Here is a 15,328-nt window from a genome sequence, read left to right as displayed (position 1 = left end):
TCTGAGAGTGATCGAGCGCGTGGGCGAGACGAGCAGTCAGGTTACCGACGCGCGGTGTCGGACGGACAACGTGGGTTGAGTTTCAGCGGGCGAACCGCACCCGCTATGACCCGGCTTCCAGCACCAACTGCGCGGGTTCCGGCGACGGTGGCACCCGGTCGCGTTGCAGGGCCCACGAGGCGATGCTGTGGAACAGCGGCGCGGCCGATCCGCCACCCGAGCCGTCGGAGCTGCGCACGGGCGCGTCGAGCATCATCCCGATCACGTAGCGGGGGTTGTCCGCGGGCGCCATCCCGGCGAAGGTGATGTAGTACGACGAGGTCGAATAGCACCGGCACGCGGGGTCTACCTTCTGCGCGGTGCCGGTCTTGCCCGCCACCTGATAACCCTCGATCGCGGCGGGTACGCCAGTGCCCATCTGGACGCCCATCGGGTCCTTCTGCACGGTCGCCTGGAACATCTGCCGCAGGGTCGCCGCGGTCTGCGGGCTGACCACGCGCACGCCATCGGGTTGCAGTTCCTCGGTGCGGTGACCGTCGGGGCCGATCTTGGCCTTGACGATGCGCGGCGGGATGCGAAGCCCGTCGTTGGCCACGGCCTGGAACATGCCCGCCATCTGCAGGGTGGTCATCGAAAGGCCCTGTCCGATGGGCAGGTTGGCGAAGGAACCGCCGGACCACTGGTCGCGGGCGGGCACCTGGCCGCCGCTCTCGCCGGGCAGGCCGACGCCGGTGCGTTGGCCCAGGCCGAAGCGGGTGATCATGTCGGCGAAGCGGTCCTCGCCCACCCGCTGGGCGAGCATGAGAGTGCCGACGTTGGAGGACTTTCCGAATACGCCGGTGGTCGTGTAGGGGGCGACGTCGTGTTGCCACGCGTCGTTGACGGTGACGCCTGCCATCCGGATCGAGCCGGGGACCTGCAGCACCTCGTCGGGGGTGGTCACGCCGTATTCGATGGCGGCGGCGGCGGTCACGATCTTGTTGACCGAGCCGGGCTCGAAGGGTTCGGAGACCGAGGGGTTGTTCAGCTTGCCGGTGGTCCAACCATCAGGTCCCAGTGCGGCATTGAAGGTGCCGTCGTTGGCCATGGCCAACACCTGACCGGTCTTGGCGTCCAGGACCACCGCCGAGGCCGAGGACGCGCCCGACATCTGTTTGGCCTGGTTGACCTGCTGCTGCACGTAGTACTGCATGTCGGCGTCGAGGGTGAGCTCCACGCCGTTGCCGTTCACCGCGGGCTGCTGATCGCGATAGCTGCCGGGAATCACCGCGCCGTCGGAACCCTGGTCGTAGGTGCGCGAACCGTCGGTGCCCGACAGCACCGAATCCAGTGCCGATTCCAGGCCCATGTGGCCCTGGCCGTCCCAGTTCGTCGCGCCGATCACATTGGATGCCAGTGAGCCGCCGGGGTATTCGCGCCGGTCGGTACGTTCGGCGCCGACCACCGGATACTTCTCGGTGATCTCCGCGGCCACCCGCGGATCGACATTCTTGACCAGGTACTCGAAGCCCTTCTCACTGTTCAGCTTCGCCAGCAGATCCTTCTCGCTGGGCGTGCCCGCGATGGCACCGAGCTTGTCGTGGATGAACTTCGCGATGTCCTTCAAGTGCTGCTCGGGATCGGGCGCGCCGGCCTTCAGCTCCTTGGCCTTGGCCAACTGCTTGCGCACCAGAACCGGTTGGAACGTCAAGGATTTCACGGTCAACGTGAAGGCGAGCTGATTGCCGTACCGGTCGGTGATCGGACCGCGCACCGCGGCCTCGGTCGCCTTGATGGTGCGCTGCGCGGCCGACTGCGCGGACAGGGCGGGCGAGGCGAAACTCTGAATGTAGAGCAGTTGCAACGCGACAACGGCCAGGGTCGACAACAGCGCCACCCGTCCGACGCCCAGTCGCAGGCGGATGGGCCGGTCCGGCGAGAGCGCGCGGGCCCTCGACGAGACCGGCCCGCGTCGCTTCGGCGACGCGGGCCCGCTGCGTTTCATCGGGGGACATCCTGCGATTCGACGACCTGAGGCTGTTCGCTCGTGGGTGCGCCGACAGGGGGTGCGACCGCGGTGGGCGGTCCTGCGGCGGGTGCTCGTGGGCCGGGGGCCGCACCCGGCGTAGGTAGCGGCGCGTCAGCGGGGATGGCCGGTTCGGGAGCCAGGCCCGATTCGGGCGCGAAACCTGGTGTGGGCGAAGGGGTTTCGACCTGGGCAAAAGGTTCGCCCTGACCTGGGGCCTCAGCTCGATCGGGCACCGTCACCGGGGCCGGCGGTGCGCTGCCGTCGACCGGAGCGGGCTGGCCTGCCGGTGCGAGGATCTCGCCGTTCGCCGATGCGGGTGCCTGTGCGGGCAGCGGAGTCTGACCGTTCGCCGGCACCGGCGCTGCGATCGGGGCGGCGACGATCGGAGCAGGCGCCGGTTCCGCCGCGGGCTGCGACGGAACGGCCGGAGCCTGCGGTTCGTTCGCGGCGGGAGCTGTCGGTGCGGCCAACGCGGGTGCCGGTACCGGTGTCGGAACACCGCTGGGCACAACAGGACTCGCGCCGGTTGCTGCGGGACCCGCGTTGGGAGCCACCGGGCTGGTCAGCGGCACGCCCGGCAGTACGGGCACCACACGCTCACCCTGCGCCTGCGCATGACCCGGTGCCGGACCGTTGGGCGTGGTGGTCGGCGGGGCGTTCAGCGGCGGGGCGGGTGCACCCTGAGCGGGCGTCGGGTCACCGATCACCGTGACCTCACCGTCGGCGCCGATCACCAGTCGAGCCGGGTCCTTGGCGGGGATCATGCCGAGTTCGCGTGCGCGGGAAGCCAATTCGGGAGCCGATTCCGCACCGGCGACCTCACGCTGCAGGGCGGCCCGCTCGTCGGCGAGCTTGCGGTTGGTGGCCCTGGTGTCGCTGAGCCGGTAGCTGTCCTCGGCAGCGCGGGTGGTGAGCAGCAGGGTCAGGGCCAGGCCGCACGCGAGCAGACCGATGATCGCGGTGACGAACGGGATCCGTCCCGCCATCGTCGAGTTCCGTTCGGGCAGTTCGATGCCGTCGAGCAGCTGTTCCCTGGTGCGCTTGCGGGCGTAGGCCCGCTGTGCCGCACCGGATTTCACTCGTTGTGCCGCTTGCACGCGGCGAGCCGCCTTGCTCGGTACCGCGACTGTGCTGCTCCGCACGCTCATCGTGTCCCCTCCTGTGTCCTCCCTGACCTCTCCGCGATACGTTCGGCCGCGCGCATCCGCACCGGTGCGGATCGCGGATTGACCTCGATCTCGGAATCGGTCGCTTTTTCCGCACCTCGGGTGAGCATCGTGAACTCCGGTCCCATGCCGGGCAGTTCGACCGGCAGGTCCATCGGTGACCGGGAGATGATCCGTGGTGCGAGTTCGTGTTTGACCAGCCGATCTTCCAGCGACTGGTACGACATGACGCAGATCCGTCCGCCCACACGCAGTGAATCCAGGGCCGCGGGCAGTGCTGCTCGCAGCGAGTCGAGTTCGCCGTTGACCTCCACGCGCAGCGCCTGGAACGAGCGCTTGGCCGGGTGTCCGCCGGTGCGGCGCGCGGCGGCCGGAATGGTCGCGTAGAGCACCTCGACCAGTTCGGCGCTGGTGGCGAACGGTTTCACCACGCGCCTGCGCAGCACCTCCGAGGCGATCTTGCCCGCGAAGCGTTCGTCGCCATAGGTTTTCAGCACCCGCGCCAGGTCGCCGTGGCTGTAGGTGTTGAGCACGTCGGCGGCGGTGGGGCCCGTGGTGGGGTCCATTCGCATGTCCAGCGGCGCGTCGATGGAGTAGGCGAAGCCGCGTTCGGCTTCGTCGAGCTGCATCGACGACACCCCGAGGTCCATGAGAATGGCTGAGACCGAACCGATTTCGTTCAGGCCCGCCTCGGCCAACGCCGCGGGGATACCGTCGTAGCGGGTGTGCACCAGCGTGACCCGGTCGGCGTAGGGCGCGAGGCGCTCGCCTGCCAGCCGCAGTGCGGTGGTGTCGCGATCGAGTCCGACCAGTCGTGCTTCGGGGTAGGTGCGCAGGAAATGTTCCGCGTGCCCGCCCAATCCGAGCGTCGCGTCCAAGTAGACCGCGCCCGGTTCGCTCAGCGCGGGGCCGAGCAGATCGTCGGCGCGCTCGAGCAGGACCGGCACATGACGGGGGTTCTCGGCGTCATGGCTCACCTTGACCTCCCGGGATACTGCCGCGCTGAGCTGACGGATCGTCTTGCCCCGCGGCGTTTTTCGAATGAGTGTGTGTGAAACGAGCTGCCGCGAATGCTTCGAGGTCTCTGACCGGGGCACGGCACCTGGCGTCGGGGAAGTACGTCAGGGTCCACGCCCGGGCAGAGGCCTCGCAGCACTCGCGTGCTCGGGGTCAGAAGATTCCGCCCAGCGACTCGTCTCCGGCTTGCGCGTAGTCCTCCTCGTGGTCTTCGAGGTAGGTCTCCCACGCCTGCTTATCCCATATTTCGAGGAAATCGACCGACCCGATGACCACGCAATCCCGTGAGAGGTTCGCGTAGCGCCGATGGTCGGGCGACAGCGTGATCCGGCCTTGTGCGTCCGGACGTTGCTCGTCGGTGCCCGCTGCCAGTGCTCGAACGAAAGCCCTTGCCTGCGGGTTGCTTCGGGACGCCGACGCGGCTCGTCGCGCAAGCGCGGTGAACTCGTCTTTGGGATACACGGCCAGGCTGTGGTCTTGGCCTTTCGTGACCATCAACCCTCCCGCCAGATCGTCTCGAAACTTCGCAGGCAACGTCAGCCGCCCTTTGTCGTCCAATCGGGGGGTGTAGGTACCGAGGAACATCCCGGCCACCTCCCTACTGGATTAACACCGCCGTGAGGCCTCTCCTGTAGTGCGCGACCCACATTACCCCACTTTCCCCCACTTTCCAGCGAAACCTTGCGTGATCTCGCTCCCCGCCAACGCAATTGCGCAGGTCATCCCAGCTATCACTGAGATTCGCGGTTATCGGGAGTTCGGGCAACCCGCGCGGGTCGGCAACCCGCGGTTCCGACAACGTTCAGCAAACACCGCAGGTACGCGACTATTCGGACATCACGTGGGGGCGAGGTGGGGAGCCGTGGGGAGAGTGGGGGGAACGCCCTGCCGACACACGCACGCACAAAGGCGGCGCCGCACCCGGTGGTGGGTGCGGCGCCGCCGTCGTGACCGGCTAGGTGTGAGCTACTCCTGCTCGAACCGTCGCCGGAATCGGTCTTCCATGCGCTCGGAGAAGCCGCCCGACTTGCGTGGGCGACCACCGCGGGCGGTGGGTCCGGTCGGCGGGACACTGCCCGCCGCCGGGGTCTCGGGCGCGTCGGGTCGCGCGGCGCGACGCGAGTTGCCGATCATCAGCAGGACACCAGCGCCGAACATGGCGATGAATCCGACCAGACTGATGATCGGGAAACCGCCCGGCTTGAACGGGGCGGCGATGCCGGCGACCAGCAGGAACAGGCCGACGGCGAACAACGCCGCAGCCTGCAGTCTGCGTCTACTCGACGTGGAACGAAGTCGTCCGCCTCGGACGGACGAGGCGAACTTCGGGTCCTCAGCATAGAGAGCGCTCTCGATCTGTTCGAGCATGCGCTGCTCGTGCTCGGAGAGTGGCACGGTACCTCCCCCGGCACTAGGCGTGGCTGGTCGCCTCCGGGTAGGCGACGGGTAGCCGACCTTGGCGGCTATCTGTCCCCCATGATACGAGTTCGATCGGTGGCGTACCACCTACTCGGTCATAACTAAGCGGTCATGTCGCGGCCACGACTCGGCTGCGGGTGGCTCTTAGCGGCGGCTACCAGCGCATCGTCGACGTCGTAGAGGAATGCGCCCACCCGTGAGCAGAACTCATCGGCTTGTGTGTCGGTGATCGCGCGGTCCAATCCGGCCTCCAGCGCGGCCCGTAATTGCGAGTGCGCCTCGAAATAATCGGCCCACATCACGAACTCCGGGCTGGCGCGTCTCAGCAATACCCACGCGCTGCGCGAACGCGCTCGCGGGGCCCGGTCGGCTCCGGTGAGCGCGATCATCGAACCGGCACCGCGCAGCGCGGCCAGGTACGCGGTGCGGAACCGCTCCCCCGGTTCGTGTTCCCAGGCGGAATCGGTGAGCAGGGCATCGGCCTGACGCAATAGCCCGCCGGCGCGCCCGTCGTGACCATGCGGTGCCCGACCATCGGTGTGACCAGTCATCTGCTGCCCCTTTCGCCCCTCGCACTATCGAACTAGCATTCGAACGTTTGAATTGAGATTGAATATAGGGACACCCACTGACAACTTTCCGCGTCCACATCCCTCGACGAGAGCCATGACAGCCGTCAAGCCGAAACACACCCCCGCACCCGTGGTCGTCGACCTCACCGTCGCCGGCATGCGCGCCCGTCTGCACGACGCGCTGTCGGTCTATGTCGCGGCCATGGAGTACCCGCGCGGCACCGAGCACCATCGCGCCCCCATGTGGAACGAACACACCGGCCGGGCGGGCTGGCGAGCCGTCGCGGCGGTGCTGCCCGACGATGCCGGTGGCGTCGACCTGCGTACGGCGCCGATCGTGGCGATCGCCTACGGCTACAGCGGGGCGCCGCGGCAGTGGTGGCATCAGCAGGTGCAGACCGGGATGCGCCGCAGCGGTTGGCCCGACGCGACCGCGCGCGACCTGCTCGCGGACTATTTCGAACTCACCGAGCTGCACGTGCATCCGGCCGCGCAGGGTCGCGGGATCGGGGCGCGACTGCTGGACCGGTTGCTCGCGGACCGGGTGGAGGCGGCGGTGCTGCTGTCCACGCCGGAGGTGCCGGAGGAGGCGAACCGGGCCTGGAAGCTGTATCGACGGGCCGGGTTCACCGATGTGGTCCGCAATTTCGTGTTCGCCGGCGATACCCGGCCGTTCGCGATCCTGGGGCGCAGGCTGCCGATGCCGCCCTCGCACCCGTGACGACGGTGGTGGTCGGTTCCGGCCACAACGCGCTGGTCGCGGCCTGTTATCTCGCGCGCGACGGACACCGGGTGCAGGTGCTCGAACGCGACGAGGTGCCCGGCGGGGCGGTGTCGACCGTGGAGCGGTTTCCGGGCCATCTTGTCGATCGTGGTTCGTCGGCGCACATCATGATCCGGCACACCGGGATCATCGAGGAGCTCGAGCTCGACCGGTTCGGGTTGCGGTATATCGACTGTGATCCGTGGGGTTTCACGCCGTCGGACGGTGGGCGTGCGCCGATCGTGTTCCATCGGGATCTGGACCGCACGTGTGCGTCGATCGAGGCGGCGTGTGGTGTCAAGGACGCTGACGCTTATCGGCGGTTCGTCGCGGTGTGGGGTGAGCGCAGTGCGCGGGTGATGCGGTCGTTCGGTGGGCCGCCCACGCCCGGCAGGCTGGTGCGTTCGTTCTGGGGGCTGGACGCGAAGGCCGGTGGGTCGGCGTTGTCGCGGGAGTTCTTGCAGTCCGGTGACGCACTGTTGGACTTCTGGTTCGACGACGAACGGCTCAAGGCGTCGCTGGCGTGGTTCGGTGCGCAGTCGGGTCCGCCGATGTCGGAACCGGGGACCGCGCCGATGGCCGGGTTCGCCGCGCTCATGCACACATTGCCGCCGGGGCGGGCGGTGGGCGGAAGTGGGGCACTCAGTGCCGCGTTGATCGCGCGGTTGCGTGCCGATGGGGGCGAGTTGCATACCGGCGATGCGGTCACTTCGCTTCGCCGGTCCGGCAGCGGTTGGCAGGTGACGACCGAATCGGGCCGAATCCTGCACGCCGACACCGTGATCGCGGGTTCGCACATTCTGTCCACGCTGGACCTGTTGCGCGCGGGCGATTTCGACACCGCGGTGCTCGACGACTGGCAGCGACGCATCCGGGTGGGCCCCGGCATCGGCATGGTGGTGCGTCTGGCCACCGACCGGCTACCCGAATATCCCGGCGCTAGCGTTGCCGAATCCGCGCGGGGCCTGCAGTTTCTCGTGTCGGATCGACGTCAGCTTCGACTGGCGCACGGTGCCGCGCTCGGTGGAACGCTACCGCCGCGTCCGGTGGTGCTGGCGATGAGTTTCAGCGCGCTCGACCCGTCCATCGCACCCGCCGGGCAACATCAGCTCTCGCTGTGGGCGCAGTGGCATCCGTACGAGCTCGCCGACGGCAGCGACTGGGCAGCACACGCCGAGCACGAGGCGGATCGGATCATCGCCGAAGTCGAAAGGTACGCACCGGGTTTCGCGTCGTCGGTGCGGCAGCGTTTCGTGCAGACGCCGGTCGATCTGGAAAGCGAGATGGGTTTGCGTGGCGGCAATGTCATGCATGTGGAGATGTCCCTGGATCAGATGATGCTGTGGCGGCCGCTGCCGGAATTGTCGGGGCAGCGGGTGCCGGGTGCGCCCGGACTGTATTTGACGGGCGCGTCGACCCATCCCGGTGGCGGGGTCTCAGGGGCCAGTGGTCGTAGTGCGGCGCAGTTGGTTCTGCGTGATGGTCGCAAGCGCAGGTTCGGCCTGCCGCGTTCGCGATGACAGCGAGCGGCGAAAGTTTTGCTGCGGTCCAGGACTGGTTGGGTGCGGACCGCCGGCGCGCGCTGCCCGCTGTTGCCGCGATGGCTCTGGTGCTCGTACAGGTCAGCTACCCATTGAGCGAGGGTGTGGGCCGTGATCGGATCACCGTCGCAGTGGTGGTGCTCTCGGCCGTGACCGCACTTCTGCACGCAGCGACCACGCGCGGACTTCGTTGGGCTGTTGGGTTTTTCGCCATCGTCTCGGGTCTGGGCCTGGCGGCGGAGATCATCGGGACCGCCACCGGGTTCCCGTTCGGCAGTTACTCCTACGCCGTCGACCGGCTCGGTCCGGCGCTGGCCGATGTCCCCCTGGTCGTCCCGCTCGCGTGGACCGGTGGCCTGTATCCGATCTGGATCGTGGCGGGCTTGCTCACCTCCGACTGGGAGCGAAGCGGTGGGCGCCGGTTCGGTGCACCCGGAACAGCCAGAGCTTCGAATGCGCGGCGCGCCGGGCTGTTCGTCCTCGGCGCGGTCGGGTGGGACCTGTTTCTGGATCCGCAGATGGTCGCCGACGGTCAGTGGACGTGGGCGGTGACCGATGCGGGGTTGCCGGGGTTGCCGCAGATTCCGTGCACCAACTATCTGGGATGGGCTTTGGTGGCCACGCTCATGGCCGGCCTGCTCACGGTCCTGGATCGCCGGAATCCGCCGCGCGATCCGTCGGTCGCCGTCCCCGTCGCGGTGTTCGGGTGGACCTGGCTCGGTTCGACTCTCGCGCACGCGGTGTTTCTCGGCCTGCCGGCGTCGGCGGCGTGGGGTTTCGTCGGACTCGGCGTGCTCGGAATCCCCTTGTTCGCGCGCCTGTGGGCGGCCCGGCGCGCGCGAGTCACCGCGATTCCCCGCGAAAACGCCTGATCGGCAGGGGTCGATGGGCACTGGTGGGCCCGTCGTGTGCACGCGGCGGCTCGAGCCTGGCACGATGTCAACCGTGCAGCCGAGTCCCGTCGCCGACATGCCCGCTTCCTCCCCTCGCCGTTTCGTGCCCGCGCGGCGCGTAGCGGCCGTCGCCGTGCTGTTGGCACTGCTGGTGCCCGCGCTCGCCGGATGCCTGCGGGTGCAGGTGTCGATGGGGGTGTCCTCCAACGACCGGGTGTCGGGCCGGATCGTGGCCGCGGTGGTGCCGACCGGACCCGAGGACAAGGGCCCGCAGTTGGCCGCGCCGGACCAGTTGGCGTCGAAAGTCCGGGTGGAGAACTACAACCAGGACGGGTTCGTGGGCACGCAGGTGTTCTTCGATGATCTGTCCTTCGGCGAGGTCGGCCAGTTGGGCGGGCTGTCGGATCAGACGCAGGGCATGTTCACCCTCGAATTCCAGCGCAGCGGCGATCTGGTGAGTCTGCTGGGTCGCGTGGATCTGGAATCGGTGCCGCCGCACGGTTCCGACGTGCAGTTCTCGGTGGCGTTCCCGGCGCGCGTGGCCAAGACCAACGGCACCCGCGAGACCACCGACAGCGAGAACACCGTGTCGTGGAAGCTGCCCGCGGGCGAGGTGTCGACCATGCGCGCGGAAGTGAAGTACGCCGACCCCAACACCCGCTCGTTCGCGGGGTGGGCGGGCATCGTCGGCGGTATCACCCTCGCGGTGGCCGCGCTGATCGCCGGGCTGGCGTTCCGCGATCGCAACCCCGCCCCGCCGCACGCACCGCGCGGCGGTTTCTCGCCGTCGGAGATGTGGCGCGAGATCTCCAGTCGCCGACTGGGTCGCTGACATGGGCGCGGCGGTCCGCTACCTGACCTGGGCGGGCACCGGTCTGGCCGCGCTGGGCGCGACGACCGCCGCCTACAACCTGGCCACTTTGCGCACGTTGCCGCGCGGGGGTTCCGGCGTGATCGAGCCGGTCACGGTGTGTGTTCCCGCCCGCGACGAAGCCGACCGCCTGCCCGCGCTGATCGCGGACCTGCGCGCGCAAACCGGTGTCCCCCGGTTGACGGTGTTGATCCTGGACGACGCGTCCACCGACGGCACCTACGACGCCGCACTGGCCGCGATCGCCGACGACCCCCGCTTCACCGTGCTGCGCTCGGCCGCCCACCCCGCCCCCGGTTGGACCGGCAAGGCCGCCGCCTGCGCCCGACTGGCTGCGCGCACCGACTCGGCCGCCCTGGTTTTCGTCGACGCTGACGTCCGCCTGGCCCCCCATGCCATCGCCGCGGCGGTGACCGAATTACGCAGGCGCGGTGCAGGTTTGGTCTCAGCCTGGCCGGTGCAGGAAGCGGGTTCGATCACCGAACACCTGGTCCAGCCGCTGCTCGCGTGGTCATGGGCCTCGACGTTGCCGGTCGGCCCCGCCAATCACAGCCTGCGACCGTCCACCGCCGTCGCCTGCGGACAGTTCCTCGCCGTCGACGCACAGGCGTACCGCGCGGGCGGCGGTCACGCGGCCGTAGCGGCAAGTGCCACAGAGGATCTCGACCTGGCACGCGCCATGCGTCGAGCAGGTCACCGCACCGCCCTGGTAGCTGCGGGTCCGGCCGCGAGCACCCGAATGTACTCCGGCACAACCGAACTCACCGACGGCTACACCCGCTGGCTGTGGTCGGCCTACGGAGGCCGCCGCGACACCGGTGCCGCCATCGGAATCCTTGCCGCCCTTGCCTATTGGCTGCCACCCCTGGCCGCCCTGTTCGGCCGCGGTAAGACCCGCCGCATCGGCCTACTCGGCTACCTGGCCGCGATCACGAGCCGACTCGCCGCCCGCACCATCGAAACCCGCCGCACCCCCACCGGTCCCGACATCGCCTCGGCCCTGGCCCACCCCATAGGCGTGGCCCACTACCTGACCCTGTGGACCCGCTCCCACCACCGCCACCGCACCGGCCGCCTCCGCTGGAAACAGCGCCCGCTGGTCACCCCCGACACCCCCATCGCCCGCCACGCCTGATTGTCACGCGGCGAGGTCTCAGTCGACCTCGGTGATGCCGATGGTCGGGAAGAAGAAGCAGGATTTGCCCGCGTTGTCCACGGTGCCGAACACCGCGGCCAGGACGGTGCCTTTGCCGGTGTCGACGGGGACCGCTCGCACGCCACCGACCGGAATCGCGGCGAAAAGGAAGTCGCGGATGGCGGTTTCGGCCAGTGGGCGCAGTTCCACGGGGACTTCGGGCGGGACCATCGCGCGAACGATGTCGGCGATCGACCCCATCGACTCCATACCACCGCGCCCGGTGCTGATATTGAGCCAGGCCACCTGCATACCGGCGGTTTTCGTCGCGGCGGTGTCGGCGGCCAAGCCGTAGGGCAGGAACGTGAACAGCGTCTGACCGGACTTCACGGCGGACAGATCCAGGCCGGGGATCGGGAGCGTATTCGCAGGCCACGGGCCCGGCACCGCGCCCGCGACCGCCGGGACCAGACCCGCGCCGTCGCCCGAACAGTTCAGGGCGACCGTCGGGTAGAGGAACGGCTGGATACCCAAGGCTTTCAGCGTCTCGACGACCGTCTGGTACGCGCCGAGCAGGTCTGCGGGACCGGCGGCGGGCGTGGCGTCCCTGGTGACCGCGGGCGCCACCGGAACAGCGGGTTCGGCGGCAGCCGACGGCGCGGCCAGCAGTAGCGCGGCGGCGCAGGCCGTCAGCGAGGTCAGTGTGGTGGAACGACGCGGCATGATCACGGCGAACTCCTCATCGACTCGAGAGAAGCCCGACGCTACCCCGCCCGATGACCATTTCCGCCCAGGTGAAGTGACCGCCCGTTCGGCGCGTCGCAATCTCCCAGCGAACCCACCGACCGCCTCTCGGTTCGTGTTCGCGGGTCGTAGACCACACCGAACCGGGGCAATTGTGCTCGGACTCGGGGCCGACACCAACCCCTGCACTCACGCTGATTTCTACCGTTGTGAACCATCGTGGCTGTGCCGCATGCTGATTCAGCTCGGGCCGCAAGGCAGGGGCACAACCATCCAGAGCGACCGAGAGACCTGGCTCGATGACGTCGCAGCAACCCGCCCGTTCGAGGGTGTGGGTGCTTCCGCCGGGTTCGATGGAGGAGATCTTGTGAACACTTCCTGTCCGGCCTGAGCGCCGCCAGATCGCGTACCCGTCGCTGGCCGGGTGGAGGTCGCCGTACCTCGTTCCACTGTGCTGCTGAGGACTCCCATGACCGCGTCCGCCGTCACCGCCCCGCCGGGCGACACCGCACCCCCTGAGCCGGACCCCATCGACAACGACCTGCCCCGGATCGCTGGTTCCTGGCATCCGTGGCGGTGGGTCGTTGCCGCGGCCGCACTGCTGCTGGTGGCCCAGTTCGCGCACGGTCTGATCACCAATCCGGGCTGGGACTGGGGCACGTTCGCCCAGTACTTCACCGCGAAATCGGTGCTGGCCGCGCTGCGGGTGACCATCGAGTTGACCCTGTGGGGCACCGTGCTCGGTTTCGCGATCGGCACGCTGCTGGCGATCGGGCGGGTGTCGAACAATCCCGTGCTGCGGGTGATCGCCTGGACCTACATCTGGGCGTTCCGGTCGATTCCGCTGATCGTGCAGCTGCTGTTCTGGTTCAACATCGCGTACCTGTATCCCCGTCTGTCGGTGGGTATTCCGTTCGGACCCGCGTTCTTCGATTTCGAAGTCAACGGCGTGATCAGCGGTTTCACCGCGGCGGTGATCGGGTTGGCCCTGCATCAGGCGGCGTACTCGGCCGAACTGATCCGGGCGGGTCTGCTCGCCGTCGACAGCGGACAGCTGGAAGCTGCCGCGGCACTGGGCATTCCGCGCTGGCGGCAGTTCCGCACGATCGTGCTCCCGCAGGCGATGCGTTCGATCCTGCCCAATGCCGCCAATGAGGTGATCAGCCTGTTCAAGGGCACCTCGATCGTGTCGGTGATGGCGATCGCCGAGCTGTTCTACCAGGTCCAGGTAATCTTCGGCCGCAACGGCCGGGTGGTGCCGCTGCTGATGGTCGCCACCGCCTGGTACATCGTGCTCACCACCGCGCTGACGATCGTCCAGTTCTACATCGAACGCCACTACGCCAAGGGCGCGCAGCGTGAGCTGCCGCCGACACCGTGGCAGAAGGTCCGCACCAAGGTGACCGAGATCGCCGCCGCACCCCGAGGAGCTACCCGATGACCACTGCGGTGCGGGCGCGAGGAATTCGTAAGTCCTACAACGGAACCGAGGTGTTGCGCGGTATCGACCTGGCGGTGCGGACCGGCGAAGTGGTCGCGCTGATCGGCCCGTCCGGGTCGGGCAAGTCCACGCTGCTGCGGGTGCTCAACCATCTCGAAGCGCAGGACGCGGGCACGGTGCACGTGGACGGTGAGTTGATCGGCTACCGGCAGCGCGGCGATACCCTGCGGCCGCTGCCCGACCGTGCGGTGCGTGCTCAGCGCAGCCAGATCGGTTTCGTGTTCCAGCAATTCAACCTGTTCCCGCATCTCACCGCCCTGGAAAACATTGTGCTGGCACCGGTTTCGTCACAGGGACGCCCGCGCGACGAGGTGGTGGCCGAGGCGAAGCAGCTACTACACCGGGTGGGGCTTGCCGATTTCGCCGACGCCTACCCGCGTCGACTGTCGGGCGGGCAGCAGCAACGCGTGGCCATCGCGCGTGCGCTGGCGTTGACACCGCGTCTGATCCTGTTCGACGAGCCCACCTCCGCGCTGGACCCGGAACTGGTCGGCGAAGTCCTCGCGGTGATCCGCGATCTCGCTGTCACCGGCACCGCGCTGGTGATCGTGACTCACGAAATCGGTTTCGCCCGCGAGGTCGCCGACACGGTGGTGTTCCTCGACGAGGGCCGCATCGTCGAACGCGGCGCTGCCGCGACCGTTCTCGACCATCCCGAACATCCACGCACGCAGGCATTCCTGTCCCGCGTGCGCTGACTGTCCCTTCCCACGAACAGGTTTCGACACTGATGAAACTCTCCACACTGATCGGCATCATTTCGGCGGCGACACTGCTGACCGCGGGGTGCGCCGATCCCGAGACGGCCGAAACCGCCCAGGCCGGCACGGTCACCTTCGACCTGTCACCCACCCAGCAGGGCCGGGTGCACGTGGCGAAGGTCGACGCGATCGCCGCGACTGTGCCGCAGGCGATTCGCGATCGCGGCACGCTGATCGTGACCGGTGCCGCCGGTGCCGCGCCGCCGCTGCGGTTCTACGCCACCGACGACAAGACCGTGGTCGGTTCCGAGATCGACTTCGCCAACCTGGTGGCCGACAAGCTGGGCCTGAAACTGGTGACGCAGGTGGCGGATTGGTCGCAGAACTTCGTGCGCGTGGACTCCGGTGAAGTCGACGCGTTCATCTCCAATGTGACCGTCACCGAGGAGCGCAAGGAGAAGTACGACTTCGCGACCTACCGCAAGGACAACGTCACCCTCGAGGTGCCCGCGGACAGTGCGCTGACGTTCACCGACCGGAAGAGCCTGGTGGGCAAGCGAATCGGCGTCGGCGCGGGCACCAATCAGGAACAGCTGCTGGTGAAGTGGAACGAACAGAACGTCGCCGAAGGACTGGCGCCGATCGACATCGCCTACTACCAGCAGGTCACCGACTACTACCTCGCGCTGGCCTCGAAGCGACTGGACGGCTTCATCGGACCCGGCCCCACGGGCCTCTACCACTCCGCGACCACCGGCGAGACCAAGGTCATCGCCACCTTCTCCGGTGCCGGTGAGGGTCTGCAGGGCGAGATCGCGGTGCTGACCAAGAAGAACAGCGGCCTCAATGCCGCCATCCACCGGGCACTGGTCGACGCCATCGCCGACGGCAGCTACCAGAAGGTCCTCGATCGCTGGGGTCTGGATTCGGAGAAGGTCGCCGAGTCGCGGATCAACCCGCCGGGGCTGCCGAAAAAGCCTGTCGCATGAGGTCATTC

15 protein-coding genes and 1 riboswitch are annotated in these 15,328 nt (G+C 68.3%); of the genes, 8 read left to right on the top strand and 7 right to left on the bottom strand.

Annotation, left to right across the window (positions count from 1 at the left end):
• Positions 1–103: 103 nt before the first annotated feature.
• The 6 genes from ACFWU5_RS11320 to ACFWU5_RS11295 all read right to left on the bottom strand — a co-directional run bounded on the left by ACFWU5_RS11320 (position 104) and on the right by ACFWU5_RS11295 (position 6,161).
• Positions 104–1,984, bottom strand: a complete 1,881-nt coding sequence (locus tag ACFWU5_RS11320; protein WP_379267037.1) for a peptidoglycan D,D-transpeptidase FtsI family protein — start codon at positions 1,982–1,984, stop codon at positions 104–106.
• Positions 1,981–3,156, bottom strand: coding sequence for a hypothetical protein (locus ACFWU5_RS11315; RefSeq protein WP_379267036.1), 1,176 nt, complete (start codon positions 3,154–3,156; stop codon positions 1,981–1,983). The genes ACFWU5_RS11320 and ACFWU5_RS11315 overlap by 4 nt, the downstream gene beginning before the upstream one ends.
• Positions 3,153–4,151 carry a 16S rRNA (cytosine(1402)-N(4))-methyltransferase RsmH gene (rsmH, locus tag ACFWU5_RS11310; RefSeq protein ID WP_379267035.1) on the bottom strand — a complete coding sequence of 333 codons (999 nt, stop codon included), beginning with the start codon at positions 4,149–4,151 and terminating at the stop codon, positions 3,153–3,155. Before rsmH ends, ACFWU5_RS11315 begins: the two co-directional genes overlap by 4 nt.
• Before the next feature lie 193 nt (positions 4,152–4,344).
• On the bottom strand, positions 4,345–4,776 hold the full coding sequence (gene mraZ, locus ACFWU5_RS11305; RefSeq protein WP_379244219.1) for a division/cell wall cluster transcriptional repressor MraZ: 432 nt from the start codon (positions 4,774–4,776) through the stop codon (positions 4,345–4,347).
• A gap of 381 nt (positions 4,777–5,157) precedes the next feature.
• Complete coding sequence (locus tag ACFWU5_RS11300) at positions 5,158–5,586, bottom strand: DUF3040 domain-containing protein (RefSeq protein ID WP_379244218.1); 429 nt, start codon at positions 5,584–5,586, stop codon at positions 5,158–5,160.
• 125 nt (positions 5,587–5,711) lie between these two features.
• The gene (locus ACFWU5_RS11295) at positions 5,712–6,161 is read right to left on the bottom strand and encodes an SAV_6107 family HEPN domain-containing protein (protein WP_379244216.1); all 450 of its coding nucleotides are present in this window, start codon (positions 6,159–6,161) and stop codon (positions 5,712–5,714) included.
• A gap of 115 nt (positions 6,162–6,276) precedes the next feature.
• Here ACFWU5_RS11295 and ACFWU5_RS11290 point away from each other — a divergent pair, with 115 nt between their 5' ends.
• The 5 genes from ACFWU5_RS11290 to ACFWU5_RS11270 all read left to right on the top strand — a co-directional run bounded on the left by ACFWU5_RS11290 (position 6,277) and on the right by ACFWU5_RS11270 (position 11,385).
• On the top strand, positions 6,277–6,903 hold the full coding sequence (locus tag ACFWU5_RS11290) for a GNAT family N-acetyltransferase (RefSeq protein WP_379244214.1): 627 nt from the start codon (positions 6,277–6,279) through the stop codon (positions 6,901–6,903).
• On the top strand, positions 6,900–8,465 hold the full coding sequence (locus ACFWU5_RS11285; protein WP_379267034.1) for a phytoene desaturase family protein: 1,566 nt from the start codon (positions 6,900–6,902) through the stop codon (positions 8,463–8,465). The genes ACFWU5_RS11290 and ACFWU5_RS11285 overlap by 4 nt, the downstream gene beginning before the upstream one ends.
• Entirely contained in the window at positions 8,462–9,358 is an 897-nt protein-coding gene (locus tag ACFWU5_RS11280; protein WP_379267033.1) for a carotenoid biosynthesis protein, read from the top strand. The genes ACFWU5_RS11285 and ACFWU5_RS11280 overlap by 4 nt, the downstream gene beginning before the upstream one ends.
• Positions 9,359–9,455: 97 nt before the next feature.
• Entirely contained in the window at positions 9,456–10,211 is a 756-nt protein-coding gene (locus ACFWU5_RS11275; RefSeq protein WP_379267075.1) for an LppM family (lipo)protein, read from the top strand.
• A 1-nt stretch (position 10,212) separates the two neighbouring features.
• The gene (locus ACFWU5_RS11270) at positions 10,213–11,385 is read left to right on the top strand and encodes a glycosyltransferase (protein WP_379267032.1); all 1,173 of its coding nucleotides are present in this window, start codon (positions 10,213–10,215) and stop codon (positions 11,383–11,385) included.
• Between the two features lie 18 nt (positions 11,386–11,403).
• Here the strand turns inward: ACFWU5_RS11270 and ACFWU5_RS11265 are convergent, their stop codons facing one another.
• Positions 11,404–12,108: a hypothetical protein gene (locus ACFWU5_RS11265; protein WP_379267074.1), complete on the bottom strand. Its 705-nt coding sequence runs from the start codon at positions 12,106–12,108 to the stop codon at positions 11,404–11,406.
• Positions 12,109–12,395: 287 nt separating this feature from the next.
• Positions 12,396–12,489: riboswitch (SAM riboswitch) on the top strand.
• 109 nt (positions 12,490–12,598) lie between these two features.
• On the opposite strand from ACFWU5_RS11265, the gene ACFWU5_RS11260 reads away from it, so the two are divergent.
• Genes ACFWU5_RS11260 through ACFWU5_RS11250 form a run of 3 tightly spaced genes read left to right on the top strand, consistent with a single transcriptional unit; the run spans position 12,599 to position 15,320 of the window.
• Positions 12,599–13,570 (top strand): amino acid ABC transporter permease, encoded by a 972-nt coding sequence (locus tag ACFWU5_RS11260; RefSeq protein WP_379267031.1) that lies wholly within the window; start codon positions 12,599–12,601, stop codon positions 13,568–13,570.
• Positions 13,567–14,328 (top strand): amino acid ABC transporter ATP-binding protein, encoded by a 762-nt coding sequence (locus ACFWU5_RS11255; protein ID WP_379267030.1) that lies wholly within the window; start codon positions 13,567–13,569, stop codon positions 14,326–14,328. Before ACFWU5_RS11260 ends, ACFWU5_RS11255 begins: the two co-directional genes overlap by 4 nt.
• A gap of 32 nt (positions 14,329–14,360) precedes the next feature.
• Positions 14,361–15,320 carry an ABC transporter substrate-binding protein gene (locus ACFWU5_RS11250; RefSeq protein ID WP_379267028.1) on the top strand — a complete coding sequence of 320 codons (960 nt, stop codon included), beginning with the start codon at positions 14,361–14,363 and terminating at the stop codon, positions 15,318–15,320.
• The last annotated feature ends 8 nt before the right edge of the window (positions 15,321–15,328 follow it).

The organism is Nocardia sp. NPDC058640, from assembly GCF_042716995.1.
Lineage (GTDB): Bacteria > Actinomycetota > Actinomycetes > Mycobacteriales > Mycobacteriaceae > Nocardia.
This window is presented reverse-complemented; position numbering and strand designations above follow the sequence as displayed.